Here is a 21,828-nt window from a genome sequence, read left to right on the forward strand (position 1 = left end):
ATGACCGACGCGCACGTTACGAACGCCCGAGCTTCTGAGATCTACCGCAATGCCCTCGATGTGATCGCCGGAATCGAGCCACGGATCGCCGATGCGACTCGCCAAGAGCTCGACGACCAGCGGGCCTCACTGAAACTGATTGCCAGCGAGAATTACGCCTCGCTGCCGGTGCTCATGACGATGGGTACGTGGATGAGCGACAAGTACGCCGAGGGCACCGTAGGGCACCGGTTCTACGCCGGTTGCCAGAACGTCGACACGGTGGAGCAGGTGGCCGCGGAACATGCTCGTGAGTTGTTTGGTGCGCCGTACGCGTACGTGCAGCCGCACTCCGGCATCGATGCAAACCTCGTTGCGTACTGGGCAATTTTGGCCCAGCGTATCGAGGGGCCAGGCCTGGAGAAGCTGGGCGCGAAGAACGTCAACGAACTCACCGAGGCTGACTGGGAAACGCTGCGGGCCGAACTCGGTAACCAGCGGCTGCTCGGTATGTCGCTGGACGCCGGAGGTCACCTGACTCACGGTTTCCGGCCGAACATCTCGGGGAAGATGTTCTACCAACGTCAGTACGGCACCGACCCAGCCAGCGGGCTGCTGGACTACGACCAGGTCGCTGCGGCCGCGCGCGAGTTCAAGCCGCTGATCATGGTTGCCGGATACTCGGCGTACCCGCGACGCGTCAACTTCGCCAAGATGCGCGAAATCGCCGACGAGGTCGGCGCGACCTTGATGGTCGATATGGCCCACTTCGCCGGCCTGGTCGCTGGCAAGGTCTTCACCGGTGATGAAAACCCCGTCCCGTTCGCGCACGTCACGACGACGACCACCCATAAGTCGCTGCGTGGTCCGCGCGGCGGTGTAGTGCTCGCGCAGGAGGAGTTCGCCTCATCGGTCGATCGCGGCTGCCCCATGGTGCTCGGCGGCCCGCTTTCACATGTAATGGCTGCGAAGGCAGTCGCGTTGGCCGAGGCGCGCCAGCCCGCGTTCGGTGCATACGCCCAGCAGGTCGCCGATAACGCCAAGGCATTTGCTGATGGTCTGATGCGGCGCGGCGCGAAGCTGGTCACCGACGGTACGGACAATCACCTGGTGCTGCTGGACGTGTCTTCGTTCGGTTTGACCGGACGTCAAGCTGAGTCGGCGCTGCTCGATGCCGGCGTCGTGACGAACCGCAACTCGGTCCCGGCCGACCCGAACGGTGCCTGGTACACCTCGGGTATTCGGTTCGGTACGCCCGCGCTGACCAGCCGCGGATTCACCGCCGACAACTTCGACGTTGTCGCCGATCTGGTAGTGAACGTGCTGAAGAACACCGAGCCGGGGACCACGAAAGCTGGTGCGCCGTCCAAGGCGTCGTACAGCCTCGCTGAGGGTATCGCCGATCGGACCAAGTCGGCGGCGGCGGAGATGCTCGATGCGCACCCGCTCTATCCGGGGCTCGAACTCTAGGCTGCCTCGCTCATACGCGTAGTCGCAGACCGCGGGGCGTGAGTCGAAACCCGGCCGTACGTAACGCCTGTGCCAGTGGCCCGTGGCTGTCGATGTCATCACCGTCGGCGCGCTGTACGTGCAGCGCGCCGACGCTGCCCTCGGTGACGGCTGCGCCCAGTGCCTGCGCCGCACACGTCAAGGCGTTGTCGTCATCGGTGAAGCTAAGTAATGTCTTGCCGCCGCGCTCGAGGTACAGCACGGGTGCGCCACCAACCAGAACGATTAATGCGCCGGGTTTACGTCCCGGTCGGTGGTGGTGAGCACCATCGATCCCCTGAGGGGCTGGCCATTCGAGAGCCGCGCCGTACGCGTTGGCCGGATCGGTAGCGGCGAGCACGACTGCGGCGTGATCCTCCGGCTGCGCGCGTAGCCGATCCACGGCGCCGGCGGTAGCAAACTGAGCGGCTCCAAGGCCGTCGACGAAGTATCCGCGCCGCAACCGTCCGGCGTCCTCGTACGCAGCGAGCACCGGATACAGCGCAGCGAATCCACCGACTACCCCTTCGGACTGCACAGGCCCGCGGGTCAGGATGCCGTAGCGCTCCACCAGGACGTCGCTGAGCAGTCGCGCATCTACTGCCTCGGCCGGTCGCGGAACGACGGACCAGCGACCGCTGACCGACGGCGGAGTCAACGACGCGACGCGAGCACGCGCACGCCCGAGGCGCGAGCGACGGCTCGGGGTAGCGGTCGTGCGTCGTGTCGGTTGCAAGCGAGCGCGTAACGGCGCGAAAGTGTCATTGGTGAGGTGACCGGCCCACACGAGGCGCCACAGCGCATCGACGATATCGGCCTCGGGCTCCTGATAGCCGCGTTCTCGCAGGTCGGTCAAGATGTCCCGGAAGAAGGACGCTTGCCGCGACTGCACTGCCTGCAATATGGCTAGTTCGAGCGAGTTCTCGACCGGTGGCGCCTCGGGCAGTAGGTCCAGTAGATCTGCCGGCATCAGCCGCACGTAACCGTCCGTCGTTCCTGCGGCAGCTGCGCCAACCCAGACGACCTCGCCGGCCGCCATTAACGAGTCGAGTTGGTCGGGCGAGTAGTCGGTGATGCGGTTGCCGAGGACCAGCGATTCAACACCAGTCGCGCCGAGCGCACACCCTGCCAACTGCTCAATGACGGCGTATACGCCGTCAATTCCGCGGTGCGTACGCGTGCCGACACCGTGCCAGGAGAGCAAGAACCGCGCGTAGGCACCCTGTCCGACCGGTTCGACTTCGGCGCGTGATCGCGCCAACGAGCGCCGCCGGATGCGACGCAATACATCGGAATCGCACCATTGCACGCCGCTCTCGCCGGGGCTGAGCTCGCCGCGCGTGACCTGCCCGGCGGCCTCGAGGGATGCGAGGGCGCGGCGAGCAGGTTCCGTGCCGACACCGAACCGAGCGGCCAGGACGCTGAGTTCGAACGGCCCGTGGGTACGGGCGTACCGAGCGATGAGCTCTTGCAGCGGGTGCGCCGTCGGTGTGGTGAACGCCTCCGGCACACCTACCGGCAGCGCGATGCCCAGAGCATCCTTGAATCGGCCGGCGTCTTCGATCGCGACGTATCGCTGCACACCGCCGATGCGCAGCAGCAGGGCACGCCGCTCGGCGAGAAGTTCGGTGGCCCAGGCCGTCTGTGCACCGCGCTGCTCGATTTCGGCAGCCGAAAGATCGCCGAGTTCGCGTAACGCATCGGCGAGCCGCTCGGCCGAGGTGACTGCTCTTTCCGGCGTCAAATACTGCAGTCTGGCATTGATCTCGGCGATCGCTTCGGCATCGAGCAGCTCGCGCAACTCGAGGTTGCCTAGCAGTTCGCGCAAGAGCGACAGGTCGAGTGAGAGGGCACCGGAGCGACGCTCGGCCAGCGGAACATCCTCCTGGTACATGAATGCAGCGATATATCCGAACAGCAACGATTGGGCGAACGGTGACGCCGACGTCGTTTCCACTTCGTGCAGCGTGATCGTGCGCTGTTCGATCGCGGCGAGTACCTCGATGAACCCGGGAACGTCGTAGACATCCTGCAGGCACTCCCGCAACGTCTCGAGGATGATGGGAAAGTCGTCGTATCCTGCGGCGATCGCCAATAATTGCGCCGCTCGTTGCCGTTGCTGCCACAGCGGTGATCGCTTGGATGGGTCGCGCGGGGGCAACAGCAATGCCCGCGCGGCGCACTCGCGAAATCGACTCGCGAACAACGACGACGACATCAACTGTTCGGTGACCAGTCGTTCGGCGTCCGCCGGGTCAATGGCCACGATGTCGACGTCCGGGGGTTCACCAGTCGTGTCCGGTATGCGCAGCACGATTCCATCGTCGGCGTGCATGGCATGTGCAGCCGAGCCGTATTCGCGCTCCAACCGTGCGCCGATCACCAGCGCCCATGGCGCGTTGACTTGATCACCGAACGGCGAATGCACCACGATGCGCCAGTCGCCGAGTTCGTCGCGGAACCGCTCGATCAGCACGCGCCGATCATGCGGTACGACGCCGGTAGCCGCCCGTTGAGCGGCGAGGTACTCGCTGAGGTTGCGGCGAGCAGACTCATCCAGGTAGCCCATGGCGCTCGGCGTCCGCCCGGCATCGATGTCCCGTAGAAACGCACCGATCGCGCGCCCTAATGGCAGGGGCCTGCCTTGTTGTTCTCCGCGCCAGAAAGGCATCCGGCCGGGTGCGCCGCCCGCCGGTACTACCCGGACCTGGTCATGCGTGATCTCGACGATGCGCCAGCTCGACGTGCCCAAGAGAAAGACGTCGCCGACTCGCGATTCATAAACCATCTCTTCGTCGAGTTCGCCGACCCGTCGTCCGCCACGTTCATCACCGGCTAGGAAGACACCGAACATGCCCCGGTCGGGGATCGTCCCGCCGGAAATAACCGCGAGTCGTTGCGCGCCCGGTCGTCCGCGGACGAGGTCGCCGTTGCGGTCCCACACAATTCGCGGCCGCAGCGAGGCGAACTGCTCGCTCGGGTAACGCCCCGCGAGCATGTCGAGTACGGCCAGAAAGGCGGACTCTGGCAACGCTCGGTACGGCGCGGCGCGGCGTATCAGGTCATATAGGTCGCTCACTCGGTACTCGGCGCCGGCGAGAATCGCCACGATCTGTTGGGCGAGGACATCCAGCGGGTTGCTCGGCATCCGAAGCGGCTCGATATCGCCGTCGTACATGCGTTGGACGACGACCGCGGTCGTCACGAGGTCACCGCGATGTTTGGGAAAGAACACGCCGGAACTTGGTGCGCCGACCTGGTGCCCGGCACGCCCCACGCGTTGCAGTCCGGACGCGACCGATGGCGGTGCTTCTACCTGGACGACGAGGTCCACCGCGCCCATATCGATGCCGAGCTCAAGGCTGCTAGTGGCGACGACCGCAGGCAGGCTTCCGTCCTTGAGGCCCTCTTCGGCGAGTTGGCGTTGTTCGCGACTGACCGATCCGTGGTGTGCGCGCGCGATCACGTGCTCGACGGCGGAGGAGACACCGCTTTGCGCGATGATCTCCGCTGGCTGCGCCGCGACCTCAGGCACGCCCGCGGCTCGCTCGTTGAGTTTCGAGGTGAGACGTTCGGCTGCTCGCCGTCCATTGGTAAAGACGATGGTCGATTGGTGCTCTTCGATTAGCGCGTGCACAGACTCTTCGACCGCGGGCCAAATCGAGCGCCGCAACGTTCCCGAGTCGTCGGTTTCGGACGACAGATCGGACATGTCTTCCACCGGCACGACGACCTTGAGGTCGAGCGTCTTGTTTGCCGCGGGCTGCACCACCGTGGCCGGGTGATGCGAGCCGGCCAGGAACGCGGCGACCTCGTCCGTCGGTGTCACCGTTGCCGAAAGCCCGATCCGCTGCGCCGGATTCTGGAGCAGTTCGTCGAGCCGTTCGAGTGAGACAGCCAGGTGCGCGCCTCGTTTGGTGCCGGCGAGCGCGTGGATCTCGTCCACGATCACGGTGTGCACTCCGCTCAGTGCGCGTCGCGCCTGACTGGTCAGTAGCAGGAACAATGATTCTGGCGTGGTGATCAGGATGTCACCGGGACGTCGGGCGAAGGCGCGACGTTCGCCCGCTGGCGTGTCACCGGTCCGCGTGCTGACCTCAACGGGGTTGACGTCCGCGCCGAGCCGGGACGCCGCATGCGAGATACCGATCAGCGGTGCGTTCAGATTGCGTTCCACATCGGCGGCGAGCGCCTTGAGCGGCGAGATGTAGAGCACACGGCAGCGATGTGCGGGATCGGCAGGTGCCGGTGACGTCAGCACATCGTCGAGCGCGGACAGGAATGCAGCGAGCGTCTTTCCGGAACCGGTCGGGGCGACGACTAACGTGTGCGCTCCACTGGCGATGGATCGCCATGCACCGGCCTGCGCAGCGGTCGGTGCGTCGAATGAGTCGGTGAACCACGCTCGCGTAGCTGCGTTGAACCCCTCGAGAGCCGCGGCTGAGGGCGCTGCGCTACCGGATGTCGACATGGCACCCATCTTGCACCCTGTCGCCGACACGAAACACCGATGTGACGTGGCAGGATTTGGGTATGCCATCCCGATCTACCGCGCGGCCGCTCGCCCGGCTCGCCGTAGTGTTCGTCGCGGTCGTGATGGTCACCTTGTCCGGTTGCTTGCGCTATACCGAAGCATTGACGATCCATCGCGATGACGCCGTCTCCGGCATTATCATCATCGCCGCGCGAGCGCCCGACCCGGTCAGCGCATCACAGGCGCCCGCCATCCCTGCCGACGCTGCGCTACAGCCCCCGCAAAGCGCGAGTGAGGACATCGTCGTGGCTTCGTTTACGCACGCTCATGAAGCTGGCTACAAAGTCACTTTTACGCATGCCAGCTTCGACGATGTCGCTGCATTTGCGCCGCTCGGCGAGCACGGCGGGGAGTTAGTGCTGAGCCGAGACGGTGACATGCTGGAGGTCTCGATGAGCGTCGATCTCAGTTACGACGGTCTGGATACCCAAGGTGCGGAATACATCTCGAAGACCGCGGAGTTGACCGTGTCGTTGACGGTCCCCGGATCGGTTATTGACACCAATGGGGTCGAGTCCGGCGGGACGCTCACCTGGGACCTGACCCCGTTCGAGGTCAACACCCTGACCGCGAGCGTGCACTCGCCATGCGCGGACGGCGCGACGCAGGGCGGCACCCGATCAATCGATCCGTATTGGGCTGCCGTTTTTGGCGGGGGAGCGGTGCTCGTCGCTGTCGCCGGATGGCTGCTGGCGCGTCGTATCCGCAGCGCAGGAACTGTTACACCATCATCGGAAATCCGCGCCGACGGCGCCCGACCCGATCCGGTTGCCAACCCTGGCGTGCGGGCGTCTAGAGTGCGCCCGGAACATCAGTCGAACCTGGGTGGGTGGCCGCCGCCGCGACCGCTATGGAAGGAACCGGAATGAAGGACACGCTGTACGAAGCCGAGCACGAGGCGTTTCGCGAGTCGGTGCAGGCGTTCTACGCCAAGCATGTGTACCCGAACTACGACCAGTGGGAGGCCGACGGCCAGATCGATCGGGAGGTGTGGCGGGAGGCCGGACGCGCGGGCCTGCTGGGCATGGACGTCGATGAGCAGTACGGCGGCGGCGGTATGGCCGACTACCGGTTCAACGCCATTATCGGTGAGGAGAGCAACCGGCTATCGACACCCGGATTCGGTGTCACCCTGCATAACGATGTCGTAGCGCCGTACCTGAACGAACTTGCCACTGACGAGCAGAAGCAGCGTTGGTTGCCCGGGTTCTGCAGCGGCGATCTGGTGACCGCGATCGCGATGACCGAGCCGGGTACCGGCTCGGATCTGCAAGCGGTACGCACCACTGCGCGCGAGGACGGTGACAGCTTTGTCATCAACGGTTCGAAGATGTTCATCACCAACGGAATCCTCTCGGACCTGGTGATCGTCGTGGCGCGCACGGAGGAAGACAAGCCCGGATCGAAGTCGCTGAGCCTCATCGTAGTAGAGCGTGGCACCGAGGGGTTCGAGCGCGGTCGCAACCTGGACAAGATCGGGCTGAAATCGCAAGACACCGCCGAACTGTTCTTCGACAATGTTCGCGTGCCGAAGGAAAACCTGCTTGGTGAGCGTGGTCGCGGTTTCTACCACCTGATGAACAACCTGCCACAGGAGCGGCTGACCATCTGTGTTGCCTCCATGGGCGCGATCGACGGCATGTTGGCGCAGACGCTCGATTACGTGAAGAACCGGCAAGCCTTCGGTCAGCCGATCGGCAACTTCCAGAACTCGCGCTTTGAACTTGCAGAGATGAATGTGCAGGCCCAGGTCGCGCGTTCGCACCTGAGCGCGATGATCACTGCCCACAACGCCGGCGAACTCACCGCCGTCGAGGCGGCCGGTGCGAAGATGTGGTTCTCGACCTTGCAGAACCAGATTGCTGATCGCTGCCTGCAGCTGCATGGCGGATACGGCTATATGAACGAGTACCCGATCGCACGGTTCTTCCGTGACGGGCGTGTTCAGTCAATTTACGGCGGAACCAACGAGATCATGCGCGAGATCGTTGGGCGGTCGATGGGCCTGTAGAGCAGTGCTCAGCGCGATCGGTCGGGACCTGGCAAGAAGGTTGGGTCCCGACCGATCGTGGTTCCGCCCCGTTTCGCTGCGTTTTCCGGCCAGCAGTGCTGCGATACTGGGCATCTGAGGTACCGACGACTTGGGGGAGCGCGTGCGGCTGACCGACTTCTGGGAGCGGATGACTGCTCATTTCGGGCCGGCTTATGTCAGTTCAGTGGCGCAAGACCATGTGATGTCGGCCCTGGGTGGCCGCACCGTCGAGCAAGCGATCGCCGACGGCGTCGACACGAAAGAAATATGGCGCGCCGTGTGCGAAACGTTCGACGTCCCGTATTCGCTCAGTTGATTCGGCGTGTCGCGATAGTACAGATGTACGTCGTACAGTTGTACGTATACGCTGTTATCCACAGACGAGGTGGTTTTCCACCGCGGGCCTGTCTCAACAGAATTTGTCGGAACAACTCCGTAGCGTGGTCAGCGCACAAAGTTGAACATCGCGCAGACGGATACATCAGAGGCACCCGGGTGAGTCACAACCGGGCACGGACACTAAGGCGGAGCAATGGCAGCAGCAATGGATCGCGAGCAGGCGCTCGATAACGCTCTCGCGCAGATCGAAAAGTCATTCGGTAAGGGCTCGATCATGCGATTGGGGGACGATCAGCGCGCGCCGGTCGCCGCCATTTCCACAGGGTCGCTCGCCCTTGACGCGGCTCTCGGCATTGGCGGACTACCCCGTGGGCGAGTGATCGAGGTCTATGGGCCCGAATCGTCGGGTAAGACCACTGTCGCGTTACACGCCGTAGCAAACGCGCAGAAGGCGGGCGGTATCGCTGCGTTCATCGATGCAGAGCACGCGCTGGATCCGGTGTACGCGAAGGCGTTAGGGGTCGATACCGACGCGCTGTTGGTGTCCCAGCCGGACACCGGTGAGCAGGCTCTGGAAATCGCTGATGTGTTGATTCGCTCCGGCTCTATCGATGTGTTGGTCGTCGACTCGGTGGCGGCGTTGGTTCCCCGAGCCGAGATTGAAGGCGAGATGGGCGATAGCCACGTCGGTTTGCAGGCGCGGTTGATGAGCCAAGCGCTGCGTAAAATCACCGGTGCGCTGTCCCACTCGGGTACCACTGCGATCTTCATCAATCAGCTGCGCGAGAAGATCGGCGTGATGTTCGGGTCACCGGAGACGACCACGGGTGGTCGTGCGCTGAAGTTCTACGCATCGGTTCGCCTCGACGTACGCCGGATTGAGACGTTGAAGGACGGTGGCGATGCGGTCGCGAACCGTACGCGGGTGAAGATTGTGAAGAACAAGGTCGCCGCGCCGTTCAAACAAGCCGAGTTCGACATCGTGTACGGACAGGGGATCAGCCGGGAAGGTTCGCTGATCGATCTTGGGGTCGAACACGGGTTGATTCGTAAGGCCGGTGCTTGGTACACGTATGACGGGGACCAGCTAGGTCAGGGTAAGGAGAACGTCCGCCGGTTCATGCGTGACAATCCCGAACTCACCGACGAGATTGACCGCCGACTACGGGAGAAGTTGGGCCTCATCGAGGGCGCGGCAGAAGAGGCCGCTGACGAGATCGCGCCGGCACCCGTCGATTTCTAGCGCATGGCTGATCTGCAGCGTGCGGAGGAGTTGGCGTTTACGTACTGCCTGCGCCGCCTGACCTCAGCCGCACGCACCGAGCAGGATCTACGAGCCAAGCTGGCCGAACGAGGCTACGAGGACGGCGTGATTGACGCTGTCCTCGAGCGGCTGGTTCGCGCCGGGTACGTCAACGATGCAGAGTTTGCGCAGTCTTGGGTACGGAGCAGATCTGTGAACAAGACGCTCACGGCACCGGCCCTGCGGGCAGAACTGCGACGCAAAGGCGTACTCGAGCCCCTGATCGAGGAGGCTCTGCAGGATCTCGCGACAGACGACGAGGACGACCGGGCTCGCGCACTGCTGCGCCGCAAGGCGCCCGCGACGTTGCCACGTGAGCGTGCCGATCGCGACAAGGTTGCGCGGCGGCTCTGCGGCGTCCTGGCACGCAAGGGCTACTCCTCATCGCGGTCCTGGTCGCTAGTGAGTGAGATCCTCGAGGAGTTGCCGGTGGAGCCCGGTTGCCGCTAGTTGGACCGGCGGCATAACCTCGCAAGAGAAACATCTTCACCGCGCGTCTCACCGACGAGCGGGACTTAACACACTGTGCAGCAATTCTCGGTCATGCTTCAACTCACGTGCAGAACCGGCCCGACGACCGTGAGCGGCCGGCCATACGCCGCCACGTGCGGCGCCCGGAAGTTCCGGGCAGTGTTCGTCGTCCTGCCTTCGGTGCGGCTTGGCCGAAAGGATTCCTGGCATGCCGCCCGTGCTCGACATCGTGTTGATCGTTGTGCTCGTCGTAGTGCTCGTACTGCTCGCGATCGGGGTGGCGTTCGTCCGGCGGCTAGTTGCCACGTCAACGACGCGATCCGCGACCGCGGACTCACAGCCCACCCCGTCGCCCGCCAACGTCGGAGCCGACCGCACAGACGTGAGCGGTCCTGCGAGTGACCCTGCTCGCGCCGCAGAGCCGGACGGATCCGCCGCCGTGGCAGGTCCGGCCACCAACAATGAGCGGGTCGGTGTCGATGACGAGGTGCTGCAGGAACGGGTAGCCGAAGCGCGCCTTGCCGCGTTGGAAGAGGGTCGGGCCTCCGGGTACGCACAAGGTAAGCGCGCGGGTCGAAACGAGGCCAAAGCTGCTGCCTTGGTCGAGGCACGCCTGGCTGCCCGGCGTCAGGTCAGCGCGGAGTTCGACGTCGTAGCTCGTGAACGTATTCGCGACGAACTCGCTGAGGAGCTTCGGGAAGAGATTCGCGACGAACTCGAGGAGGAGATCGAGGCGACCCGACGGGCTGCGCTTGCCGACGCCAAGGCCACACGGGTCGCTGCGCAGGGAATCCGGGCGCGGATAAACGCTGACCTGGCCACCGCGCGTCGGGACGCGGAGTTGGAGATCAGTGAGATGATGCTGGCCGCCCGCAGTGATGCGGAGCGTGATGCCGAACGGATTCTTGAGCGATCTCGAACCGTACTGGCAGAGGCGCAGCGGCGCGATGATCGGCTGACGGAGCGCGAGAACCGGCTTGAAGCCGAAGCGCAACGGCTCGACCAACAGAGCATCGCGTTACGGGAAGAGGCTGCGGAAGCTGTCGAACGCGAGGAGGATCTCGCCGGACGCGAAGCCGCAGCGATGGCTGAACTTGAGCGTGTCGCCGGTATGACTGCGCCGGAGGCAAAGGACGAATTGCTAGCCACGCAGGAGTCCGCGGCGAGACGCGAGGGAGCGTTGATCGGGCGACGGATTGAACAAGAGGCGATCCAGGAAGCGACCGCCCGCGCGAAGAAGATTGTCGCTGACTCGATCGCTCGAGTTGCCAGTGAGCAGACCGCCGAAAGCGTGGTCGCGGTTATGCATCTGCCGAACGACGACATGAAGGGGCGGATCATCGGTCGTGAAGGACGCAATATCCGTGCGTTTGAGACCCTGACCGGTGTCAACCTCATCATCGATGACACCCCCGAGGCAGTGTTGCTATCGTGCTTCGATCCGGTGCGCCGAGAGATCGGCAGGCTCACGCTGGAGAAACTCGTCTCCGACGGTCGGATTCACCCGCACCGGATCGAAGAGGCGTACGAGCGCAGCCGCGTGGAGGTCGACGAGATCTGCGCTCGCGCCGCCGAGGATGCGCTCCTCGACGTTGGCATCGACGATCTTCACCCAGAACTCAAACATCTGCTGGGGCGGTTGCGGTTCCGCACCTCCTATGGGCAGAACGTGCTGCTGCACCTCATCGAGTGTGCGCACATTGCCTCGGCGATGGCTGCCGAACTCGGCGTTCCCGCGGAGCTGGTGAAGCGTGGGGCGTTCCTGCACGACATCGGCAAGGCCGTGACGCACGAGCGCGAAGGCTCGCACGCGATCATCGGAGCTGAGCTCGCCCGCAAGTACGGCGAGTCCGAGGAGGTCGCCCACGCAATTGAGGCACACCACGATGAGGTTGCGCCACAAACGATTGAGGCGGTGCTGACGCAGGCATGCGATGCGTGCTCGGGCGGTCGCCCCGGGGCGCGGCGCGAGTCGGTCGAAGCGTACGTCGAGCGGCTCGAGCGCATCGAGTCGATCGCCTCAAGCCAAGACGGCGTCGAACGGGTCTTCGCAATGCAGGCCGGCCGAGAGGTGCGCATCATGGTGCGACCCACTGAGGTCGACGATGGCGGCGCGTACCGGATCGCGAAGGACGTCGCGGCGCAGATCGAATCTGAGCTCACCTATCCGGGGCAAATCCGCGTCACCGTCGTACGCGAGTCACGCGCGAGCGAGATTGCGCGGTGAGGTGACCGGCTCAGTTCGGCGGACACTCGTCCGGCATTGGCGGAATCGGCGCCTCAATACCGTCAGCGCCGAGTGTTGATTCGTACGCGGCCTTCCAGCTGCCGTCGTCGTACGACTGCAGCAGGACTTCACGCAAGAAGTTGCACATCGCTTGGTCGCCGAGTTTGTAGCCAATTCCGTAGCGTTCGGAAGTGAACGGTAGGCCGGTGATCCGAAGCTCGTCGGGATACATCTTGATGAACCCGGCGAGAATCGCGCCGTCGGTAGACACCGCGTCCAGGTCACCATCGAGCAATGCTTCGATGCACAGCGCGTACGAGTCGTACTCCACCGTGTTCGCGCCCTTGGCGACGATGGCCTCATTCGACGTCGAGCCTTCGACCGAACACACAGACTTGCCAGCCATATCGTCGACGTCGAGGATGTCGTCCTCGTCGTTCCGGATCATCAACTGCTGTCCCGTGAGGTAATAGGGGCCGGCCTGACCGACTTTGTCCGAACGCTGTGGGGTAATGCTGAACGAGGCGATTACCAGGTCGACGTCGTCCTCCAGTAGCGACTCGACGCGGCCAGAAGTGGTCATTGAGACCCAGTCGATGTTCTCCTCGGTGATTCCGAGCTCTGCGGCGACCAGCTTGGCGATCTCGACGTCAAATCCAATCGGGTCGGCGGCGCCGGAGGTGCGGTAGCCCAGATCAGGCACATCAGTCTTGACCCCGATGCGAATCGATCCAGCCTGGGCGAGTTCTGCCATGGTGGTGTCCGCAGCGTAGGAAACCTGCTCGTCCCCACGATCGCTCGGAGTCGAACCAGAGCACCCCGCAGCCAGCAATAGCCCCAGGGCGGCTGTGCCTATCCATGCTCGCCGCACGTGTCCTCCAGGTGAATCCAGCAGCGCGCCGATAATATCGCCAGCCGCCGAGTCTCATCGAACCGAGGGAACCCGCTGCCCGGGCAAGATCACCCGGCCTATCGGCGTGCGATGGCACTCGGACGCGTAACCTGGATGGGCTATGACCTCCATCGACACTCAGCAGCGCACGTACGAAATCAAGACGTACGGCTGCCAGATGAACGCCCACGATTCAGAGCGACTCGCCGGCGTCCTGGAAGCCAACGGTTACATCGCCGCACTCGACGGTGAGCAGGCCGATATCGTCGTATTCAATACCTGCGCGGTGCGCGAGAACGCAGACAACAAGCTGTACGGCAACCTGTCACACCTGGCGCCAGTGAAACGCGCGAATCCGGATCTGCAGATCGCAGTCGGCGGTTGCCTCGCGCAGAAGGACAAGCACGCGATCGTGCAGAAGGCGCCGTACGTCGACGTCGTTTTCGGCACGCACAACGTCGGATCGCTGCCGGCGCTGCTGGAGCGTTCCCGACACAATAAGCAGGCCGAGGTCGAGATCCTCGAATCGCTCGAACAGTTTCCCTCGACTCTTCCCGCGAAACGCGAATCGACGTACGCCGGCTGGGTGTCGATCTCGGTGGGCTGCAATAACACCTGCACGTTCTGCATCGTGCCCGCATTACGCGGGCGTGAGAAGGACCGCCGCCCGGGTGAGATCCTCGCCGAGGTGTCTGCGCTCGTCAGCGACGGGGCGCTGGAGGTGACGCTGCTCGGCCAGAACGTGAATGCCTACGGCGTTGAATTTGCAGATCGGTCCGCGTTCGCGAACTTACTGCGGGCCTGCGGTGACATCGAGGGTTTGGAACGCGTGCGGTTCACCTCTCCGCACCCGCGAGACTTCACCGACGAGGTGATCGACGCGATGGCCCAAACCCCGAACGTGTGCCATCAATTGCACATGCCGTTGCAGTCCGGCTCCGCCTCGGTGCTCAAGCGAATGCGGCGCTCGTATCGTCCGGATAGGTACCTGGCGATCCTCGATCGGGTGCGCGCGGCAATGCCGGATGCAGCGATCACCACGGACATCATCGTGGGGTTCCCCGGCGAGACCGAGGAGGAGTTCGAGCAGACGCTCGAGGTCGTGCGGCGCGCGCGCTTCTCCAGCGCCTTCACCTTCCAGTACTCGCCACGCCCCGGAACGCCGGCAGCGACGATGGAACAGCAGGTGCCCAAGGAGGTCGTGCAGCGGCGGTACGAGCGACTCGTCGAGTTACAGAACCAGATCAGCTGGGACGAGAACAAGAAACTCGTGGGACGTGAGGTCGAACTGCTCGTGGCGGTCGGCGAGGGTCGCAAGGACGCGGACACGAACCGAATGAGTGGGCGTGCCCGTGACGGACGCCTGGTGCATTTCACGCCGTCCGGACCAGCGGTGCAGGCAGCCGTGCGTCCCGGTGACGTGGTTACCACGACGATCACGTACGCCGCGCCGCATCACCTGAACGCCGATACCGACTTGCTCACGCACCGTCGTACCCGCGCCGGCGACCTCAGCGAGTCAGCTACCGCGCCTCAGTCGCCGGGGGTTCTGTTGGGTATGCCGAGCATCAGGCGCGGCTAGTTCAGTCCCGCTTCCTCGGTATGCCAAGTGTTTCCGACATTGCCGAGCGTCGGTCGCGGTTGCCGCAGCGAACTCCGCGATGATCAGGGGTCTCAGAACGAGCGGCCCTCGACATTCCGCTCAGGACGTAACAGACTTCTCGGCTTCGGCGAGCCATTCTTGTTTCGCGGCGAGATTCGCCTGCGCGTCGGCGATCTTCTTCGCGTTTCCGCTGGCATTGGCCTTGTCCAACTGCTTTTGCGCCTTGTCGACGCCCTCACGCATGCTCAGGAGCAGCGGGTTCGACTGCGCCGCCGTGCGCTTCCACTCGGCGTCTTCCACGTCTCGAACGGAGCGTTCTAGCGCGCGCAGTCGATCCTCTAGCGGCCGCATCGCCTCGCGGGGGACATGGCCGATGTCCTCCCAACGTTCCTGTAACTGCCGGAGCGTCGCCTTCGCGGCCGATAGGTCGGTTTCCGGTGTGATCTTGGGGCCGAGTTCGGCGAGCAGCGATTCCTTGGCCTTCTGGTTGTCGACGTACGATGCGTCGCGTTCATCGAGTACGGCTGACCGGGCAGCGAAGAACGTGTCCTGCGCGGCGCGGAACTCGTTCCAGAGACGGTCCTCGGAATCGCGGGTAGCACGGCCCGCGGCCTTCCACTCACTCATCAGCGACTTCATCCGCGACGCGGTCGGACCCCAATCGGTCGAGGACGACAACGCCTGGGCGTCGGCGACGATGCGTTCCTTGATGACCTTCGCGCCCTCGCGCTGCTTGTCCAGCGCGGCAAAGTGCGCTCCACGCGCCTTACTGAATGAATCGCGCGCCTCTTTGAAGCGCTTCCACAGCGCGTCATCGGTCTTTCGATCGATGCCTTTGATGGCTTTCCAATCGTCGACGATGGAGCGCAGCCGATCCCCGGCGGCCTTCCACTGGGTCGACGACGCCAGTTTTTCGGCCTCAGTGACGAGGGCTTCCTTGGCGGCGATCGCTTCAGCGCGTACACGTGACTTCGCAGCCTGCGCTTCTTCTTTCTTCGTCGCCGTCTTGGCGATGACGGCGTCCAGGCGCTTGTCCAGCGCCGCGAGGTCACCGATGACGTGCGCTTCGGGAAGCGACGCCTTCAGCGACTCCGCGGATGCTGCCATCGCGGTCGCATCCGAGGTCGGTGCGTTGAGGCGCGATTCAAGCAGGCTAACTTCGGTGGCGAGGTCGTCGAAACGACGTACGAAGTGCGCGAGACCTTCTTCCGGGGTTCCCGCCTGCCACGAGCCGATGGAGCGGTCGGCTCCAGCTGCGCGCACCCAGACAGCCCCGTCATCATCGACGCGGCCCCACTCGTTGCTCGCTGCCATGGTATGAACCTCCGGTTCGTCGCCACATTCGTTCACATGTGATTGTGACATCCTCACAGACGACGTTGTTCGTACGCGCAGACGGGGTAACCCGTGCATCGCGGTAGCCTCGGCCACGTGCGCGCGCGAACCCCTCAACGGCTGGTCATCTGTCCCTGCCCACCCATCCTGTTACCCGGTGCCACCGGGCGTGACGGCGATCAGCGCGTGGAGCAGTTACGATCGGCCGCCCGACGTGCAGTCGACTGGCTGTGCGAGCCCGGTGAACCGGTGACGGTGTTGACCAGCGGGGCGAACGGCCGCGTGCCCGACGGCGCCGCTCTGAACGCAGCCGCGTACGGCCTGTCGTATCGCGGCCAGCTCGGTGCTGGGGGACCGCGGGGTCCTGAGCTCGTACCTCAGACGCCGGGCTTGTTAGTGGCTTCCTATCTGCTGGACGGACATCCGGCGCACGGAATAGAGATCTCGTCGCAGCAGACGTTCATGAACGAGCCCGACTTCGATGCGAACTTCATCCTGGTGTGCGGAGGCGGTTCGGCTCGACGACGCGATGGCGCGCCCGGCTATATCGACGAGCGAGCTGTGCCGCATGACGATGCGTTGGCAGGGTTGATCGCGAACGCGGACGCGGCCGCGCTGGGCACCGCCGATGTGGATCTCGCCGATGAACTACTTGACGATCTGGCCCGACCGCTGGCAGTTGCCGCACGGCTGGTGGCCAGGTGGAAGCATCCCGTGTCCGGTCGCGTCGATTCCTATGAGGCACCCTTCGGCGTGGCTAATATCCTTGCGCGCTGGTGGACCCATGCCTGACGTCATCGTCGTACTCGGCCCGACTGCCTCGGGGAAGACTGGGCTCGCGCTGGACATTGCCGATCGACTCGGTGGGCCGGAGCATGCCGAGATCATCAACGCTGACTCGATGCAGGTGTACGTGGGAATGGATATCGGAACTGCGAAGCTTCCTCCGGATGAACGGCGCGGTATTCGTCACCACCTGTTTGACGTGTGGCCGGTGACCCATTCGGTCACGGTCGCGGAGTATCAGCGGTTGGCGCGCGAGACGATCGCTTCGGTCCATGCGCGCGGACGCCGCGCCATCCTGGTGGGCGGATCGGGACTTTACATCACCGCGACCCTGGACGACCTGCGTTTTCCCGGGACCGATCCGTTGATCCGGGCCCGACTGGAGGCAGCACTCGACGCGAGTGGTCCGGCTGAACTACACCAACGGCTGCAGGCATTGGATCCGGCCGCCGCCGAGCGCATTTTGCCGACCAACGGGCGACGTATCGTGCGCGCGCTGGAAGTGATTGAACTGACCGGCGAGCCATTCAGTGCTTCGTTACCGCAGCAGCCCACGCAGGTTTTACCTGCCGTGCAGGTCGGTCTGGACTGGCCGCCCGAGGTGCTTGCTGAGCGGATCGAGGCGCGTGTCGACCTCATGTTCGAGCAGGGGTTCGTCAAGGAAGTCAGCGAACTGCGTGATCAGTTGGAACACTCGCGCACCGCATCGCGCGCGTTGGGATATCCGCAGGTGCTGGCACTGCTGCGGGGCGACGTGGACGAGCGGCAGGCGCGCACCAACATCGCGACCGCTACGCGGCGGTTTGCGCGACGACAGCGTTCGTGGTTCGGGCGGGACCCACGCATCCGTTGGCTCGATCCCGCTAGCGCAACGCTCCTTGATGACGTGATGCGTACGATTGAGCGGTGAGCACAATGGAGTTCGCCAAAGGCCATGGCACCGAGAATGACTTCGTCATCCTGTTCGATCCGGACGGACAATTCGATCCGACTGTTCATCAGGTACAACAGATCGCTGATCGGCATCGCGGTCTAGGCGCCGACGGCATATTGCGGGTGGTACGAAGCGTGCACGTGCCCGAGGCCGACAAAGGTGCCGAATGGTTCATGGACTATCGCAACTCTGACGGGTCGATCGTCGAAATGTGCGGTAACGGCGTGCGAGTGTTCGCGCGTTACCTGCAGGAGCGTGGACTAGCCTCCACCGCCGGCCTGGATGTGTCCACCCGCGCGGGCATCAAGTACGCGGCGTTCAACGCCGATGGGTCCATCACCGTCGACATGGGCCCGCCCGAGGTGCTCGGGGTCAGCGCGACAACTCTGCAGGGCCGACGTCTTACCGGACTCGGAGTCTCTATGGGAAATCCGCACCTGGCGATCGATCTTTCTCCGGCTGGGCTTGAGGTCGACGATCTCGATCTGTGCGCCGAGCCCGAATATGACCGCACCCTCTTCGCAGAGGGCGTCAATCAGGAGTTTTACCAGGACGCTGCGCCGATTGACGGCGTAGACATTCATGTGCGGATGCGCGTACACGAACGCGGCGTCGGTGAGACGCGATCCTGCGGTACCGGAATCTGCGCGGTGGCAGTCGCTGCACTGGCGCGCACCGATCGCCAGGAGGGGACCGTCGTCATCGACGTTCCCGGTGGGCGTCTGTACACGGACGTGACTGCGCAGCGGGTCCTGCTCAGCGGGCCGGCTGTGATCGTCGCGCGCGGCGAACTCATCGTGTAGCGCTGCAGCGGAAAACTCACGTGCGTTGCGGTCCCATTAGTGGGACGATGGATCGAGTATGACGATTCCTTTACCAGACCATGATCCTGGACAGTTCGACCTCGCCGATCGACACGCGCTGCGGCGCGTGGTGGGGCTGTCCACGGAACTTCAAGACGTCACCGAAGTCGAGAACCGACAACTCCGACTGGAACGCGTAGTCCTCGTTGGGGTCCAGTTCGGGACGCAGCGCGACGCGGAGAATTCGTTGCGTGAACTCGCCGCGCTTGCCGAGACGGCAGGATCCGAGGTGCTCGACGGCCTCCTACAGCGACGTACGAAACCCGACCCCGCGACGTACATCGGCTCGGGCAAAGCCAAGGAGTTAGCCGCCATCGTCGCGTCTACGGGAGCCGACACAGTGGTCGCTGATAGCGAACTTCAGCCATCGCAACGGCGTGCACTCGAGGACGTTGTCAAGGTTAAGGTCATTGACCGCACGGCACTCATTCTGGATATCTTCGCGCAGCACGCTAAGAGCCGCGAAGGTAAAGCGCAGGTCGAACTTGCGCAGTTGCAGTACCTGTTGCCGCGACTTCGCGGCTGGGGCGACTCGATGTCGCGGCAGGCCGGCGGTCGGGTCGCCGGTGGCGACGGCATCGGATCGCGCGGCCCAGGTGAGACGAAGATTGAGCTTGATCGTCGACGGATCAATTCGCGTATCGCCAAACTTCGTCGTGAGATTGCGGCGATGAAGGTCGGCCGCACCACGAAGCGCTCGTCACGTCGACGGCGCGAAACGCCCTCCGTGGTCATCGCTGGATACACTAACGCCGGCAAGTCGACGCTGATTAATCGATTGACCGGCGCCGGCGTGTTGGTCGAAGATGCATTGTTCGCGACACTTGATCCGACGGTACGTCGTGCCGAAACCGCTGATGGGCGCGCGTACACCATCTCCGACACCGTCGGGTTCGTCCGCGCGCTACCGCATCAATTGGTCGAAGCGTTCCGCTCAACGCTGGAAGAAGTCGAGGATGCCGACCTCGTACTGCATGTCGTTGACGGCGCGCACCCGGATCCCATGGGGCAAATCAGCGCAGTGCGTGAGGTATTCGCCGACATTGATGCCGGTGACGTTCCGGAGTTGCTGGTCGTCAACAAGGCTGATGCCGCCGACCCGAACGACCTAGACGTGTTGTTGAGCAACCTACCGGGAGCCGTCGCGGTATCCGCGCGTACCGGCGATGGGATCGCGGAACTGCGCGCCACCATCGACAGCGCGCTCCCACGACCGGCAGTCACCATCGATGTCCTGGTGCCGTACGACCGGGGCGACTTGGTGACAATGCTGCACAATCGGGCGGATATCGACACGATCGAGTACCTCGCCGACGGCACCGCCATTACCGGGAAGGCCTATCCGGGCGTCGCATCGGCCGTTGAAGCCTACGCGCGCAGCGCCCCGTAGTCTGGCCTGGTGAGTGCACCAACAGTCCGCCCGGCGCCGCCGTGCGGAAATACGGACGGTGCGTGGCCGAGCCCACGCGCAGCGTATCGCCCGCGGGCCTGGCACGCCCTCGTCGCGGCAGCCATCTTGCTACTCGTCCTACTCGATGTGCGTTTCGACGGATTACTGCGTCAGTTTGACGCGACGAGTAGCGACTGGCTGCTGTCGTGGGGCATGCAAGATCACGGGTTCCTGAACGCATTCGGGTGGGTACTGAGCCAGACCGGTGGGCGGGGACCGAACCTCGTACTGATCCTGGTGATGTGCGGCGTGATCTTCGCGCAGCGCCGCACCTACGCGCCGTTCGTGCAAGTGCTCAGCGCATCGGCGCTCATGTACCTCACGGTGTATCCGATTAAAGCCTGGCTTGATCGCAGCTTTCCGACAGATCCGGGCGGCGACTACCTGCACGCCTCGCCGGCGCCGGGTGGCGCATTCCCATCAGGTCACCAAGTGAATGCGACCGTATTGGTGGGGGTGGGCGCATGGATCGCCATGGAATACATCGCGAACGATACCGTGCGGCGCGTCATCGCTATCTACGCGGTCGTTGCGCCCATCGTGTGCGCCATCGCGGTGCTCATCATGGGCTACCACTGGGTCTCAGATGTGATCGGCGGAACCTGCGCGGGCATTATTCTGCTGTGGTTCGTCCGTTGGTTCTGGGCGAGTCCGCTCGGCGAACGGGCGACCGCGGCGATGAGCGTGCCGCGGCGCAGCCCGCGCGCCGAGCGCTGAGGGTCAAATACGTCGCAGGACCGATACGACTCGACCGAGGATCGTCGCGTTGTCGCCATCAATCGGTTCGTACGCCGGGTTATGCGGAATCAACCAGATGTGCCCGTCGCGCTGCCGATATGTCTTGACTGTGGCTTCTCCGTCGATCATCGCAGCGACGATTTCGCCTTGATCGGCCACGGGCTGTTGGCGCACGACTACCCAGTCTCCGTCGCAAATCGCGGCATCCACCATCGAATCTCCCGTAACTCGTAGGAGGAACAAGGTGCCTTCGCCCACGAGTTCCTTGGGGAGCGGAAAAATATCCTCGACGGCTTGCTCGGCGAGGATCGGGCCACCGGCGGCGATCCGTCCGACGACCGGAACGTAGGTCGCGGCGGGCAATGCATGCTCAGCGTCCGGATGCTGTTCTTCCGCAGGTCGTACATCGACCGCGCGGGGGCGATTCGCATCACGTCGCAGGAAGCCCTTGGCCTGCAACTGCCGCAACTGATGCGCTACCGACGACGGCGAGGCGAGCCCGACGGCTTCGCCGATCTCCCGGACGCTGGGCGGGTATCCCTGGTTAGTGATCGCTGTACGAATGACCTCCATGATGTGGTGCTGACGTGGGGTGAGCGACGCCTCATCAGGGCGGGAGGGGAGATGGTGCACGGTGGCGTCGCCGTCACTGGGCTCTTCCGTCGCATCCTTCTTGTCGGCCATGGGGGCTCCTCGTCGAGCGGTCGTAGTCGCGCCGTAATACTCGGCGTCTCGATTCACATTCTGCCAACTACTTGATCACAGTTCAAACATTTGTTCGAGTAGACACGCCGAAATGTCTTGACATCGCCATTAGGTCGAGGCCTAATGATACAGACGTTCGATCGAACAAC

The 21,828-nt window shown here is 63.9% G+C and carries 17 protein-coding genes; 13 read left to right on the forward strand and 4 right to left on the reverse strand.

The window, feature by feature from the left end:
* Complete coding sequence (locus tag E1H16_RS07975) at positions 1-1,449, forward strand: glycine hydroxymethyltransferase (RefSeq protein WP_134323169.1); 1,449 nt, start codon at positions 1-3, stop codon at positions 1,447-1,449.
* Between the two features lie 10 nt (positions 1,450-1,459).
* Here E1H16_RS07975 and E1H16_RS07980 read toward each other — a convergent pair whose 3' ends face one another.
* Complete coding sequence (locus E1H16_RS07980) at positions 1,460-5,938, reverse strand: ATP-dependent helicase (protein WP_134323170.1); 4,479 nt, start codon at positions 5,936-5,938, stop codon at positions 1,460-1,462.
* 62 nt (positions 5,939-6,000) lie between these two features.
* On the opposite strand from E1H16_RS07980, the gene E1H16_RS07985 reads away from it, so the two are divergent.
* The 6 genes from E1H16_RS07985 (at position 6,001) to rny (ending at position 12,373) form a co-directional block, all read left to right on the forward strand.
* Positions 6,001-6,870 carry an LppM family (lipo)protein gene (locus tag E1H16_RS07985; protein WP_166741668.1) on the forward strand — a complete coding sequence of 290 codons (870 nt, stop codon included), beginning with the start codon at positions 6,001-6,003 and terminating at the stop codon, positions 6,868-6,870.
* Positions 6,867-8,012, forward strand: a complete 1,146-nt coding sequence (locus E1H16_RS07990; RefSeq protein WP_134323172.1) for an acyl-CoA dehydrogenase family protein — start codon at positions 6,867-6,869, stop codon at positions 8,010-8,012. The genes E1H16_RS07985 and E1H16_RS07990 overlap by 4 nt, the downstream gene beginning before the upstream one ends.
* A gap of 142 nt (positions 8,013-8,154) precedes the next feature.
* Complete coding sequence (locus E1H16_RS07995; RefSeq protein ID WP_134323173.1) at positions 8,155-8,349, forward strand: DUF3046 domain-containing protein; 195 nt, start codon at positions 8,155-8,157, stop codon at positions 8,347-8,349.
* 216 nt (positions 8,350-8,565) lie between these two features.
* Positions 8,566-9,615, forward strand: coding sequence for a recombinase RecA (gene recA / locus E1H16_RS08000; RefSeq protein WP_134323174.1), 1,050 nt, complete (start codon positions 8,566-8,568; stop codon positions 9,613-9,615).
* Positions 9,616-9,618: 3 nt separating this feature from the next.
* Positions 9,619-10,125, forward strand: a complete 507-nt coding sequence (locus tag E1H16_RS08005) for a regulatory protein RecX (protein WP_134323175.1) — start codon at positions 9,619-9,621, stop codon at positions 10,123-10,125.
* A 229-nt stretch (positions 10,126-10,354) separates the two neighbouring features.
* The gene (rny, locus tag E1H16_RS08010) at positions 10,355-12,373 is read left to right on the forward strand and encodes a ribonuclease Y (protein ID WP_134323176.1); all 2,019 of its coding nucleotides are present in this window, start codon (positions 10,355-10,357) and stop codon (positions 12,371-12,373) included.
* A 10-nt stretch (positions 12,374-12,383) separates the two neighbouring features.
* Here rny and E1H16_RS08015 read toward each other — a convergent pair whose 3' ends face one another.
* On the reverse strand, positions 12,384-13,127 hold the full coding sequence (locus E1H16_RS08015) for a transporter substrate-binding domain-containing protein (RefSeq protein WP_134323177.1): 744 nt from the start codon (positions 13,125-13,127) through the stop codon (positions 12,384-12,386).
* A 259-nt stretch (positions 13,128-13,386) separates the two neighbouring features.
* Between E1H16_RS08015 and miaB the strand changes: the two genes are divergently transcribed.
* A complete protein-coding gene (gene miaB / locus E1H16_RS08020; protein ID WP_134323178.1) occupies positions 13,387-14,847 on the forward strand; it encodes a tRNA (N6-isopentenyl adenosine(37)-C2)-methylthiotransferase MiaB in 1,461 nt (486 codons plus the stop codon).
* Positions 14,848-14,967: 120 nt separating this feature from the next.
* Here miaB and E1H16_RS08025 read toward each other — a convergent pair whose 3' ends face one another.
* Positions 14,968-16,182 (reverse strand): DUF349 domain-containing protein, encoded by a 1,215-nt coding sequence (locus tag E1H16_RS08025; protein ID WP_166741669.1) that lies wholly within the window; start codon positions 16,180-16,182, stop codon positions 14,968-14,970.
* Between the two features lie 207 nt (positions 16,183-16,389).
* Between E1H16_RS08025 and E1H16_RS08030 the strand changes: the two genes are divergently transcribed.
* From E1H16_RS08030 to E1H16_RS08050, 5 genes are read left to right on the forward strand one after another with little or no spacing between them, the layout of a single operon-like run.
* A complete protein-coding gene (locus E1H16_RS08030) occupies positions 16,390-16,995 on the forward strand; it encodes a class III extradiol ring-cleavage dioxygenase family protein (RefSeq protein ID WP_134323180.1) in 606 nt (201 codons plus the stop codon).
* Positions 16,988-17,899, forward strand: coding sequence for a tRNA (adenosine(37)-N6)-dimethylallyltransferase MiaA (miaA, locus tag E1H16_RS08035; RefSeq protein ID WP_166741670.1), 912 nt, complete (start codon positions 16,988-16,990; stop codon positions 17,897-17,899). The genes E1H16_RS08030 and miaA overlap by 8 nt, the downstream gene beginning before the upstream one ends.
* Before the next feature lie 5 nt (positions 17,900-17,904).
* Positions 17,905-18,726, forward strand: coding sequence for a diaminopimelate epimerase (dapF, locus tag E1H16_RS08040; protein WP_134323527.1), 822 nt, complete (start codon positions 17,905-17,907; stop codon positions 18,724-18,726).
* Positions 18,727-18,784: 58 nt separating this feature from the next.
* The gene (hflX, locus tag E1H16_RS08045) at positions 18,785-20,176 is read left to right on the forward strand and encodes a GTPase HflX (RefSeq protein WP_134323182.1); all 1,392 of its coding nucleotides are present in this window, start codon (positions 18,785-18,787) and stop codon (positions 20,174-20,176) included.
* Positions 20,177-20,185: 9 nt separating this feature from the next.
* The gene (locus E1H16_RS08050; protein WP_134323183.1) at positions 20,186-20,953 is read left to right on the forward strand and encodes a phosphatase PAP2 family protein; all 768 of its coding nucleotides are present in this window, start codon (positions 20,186-20,188) and stop codon (positions 20,951-20,953) included.
* Between the two features lie 3 nt (positions 20,954-20,956).
* On the opposite strand, the gene lexA is transcribed toward E1H16_RS08050, so the two are convergent.
* Complete coding sequence (lexA, locus tag E1H16_RS08055; RefSeq protein ID WP_134323184.1) at positions 20,957-21,658, reverse strand: transcriptional repressor LexA; 702 nt, start codon at positions 21,656-21,658, stop codon at positions 20,957-20,959.
* Between the last annotated feature and the right edge of the window lie 170 nt (positions 21,659-21,828).

Origin of the sequence: Cumulibacter soli (assembly GCF_004382795.1) — a bacterium.
Classification (GTDB): Bacteria; Actinomycetota; Actinomycetes; order Mycobacteriales; family Antricoccaceae; genus Cumulibacter; species Cumulibacter soli.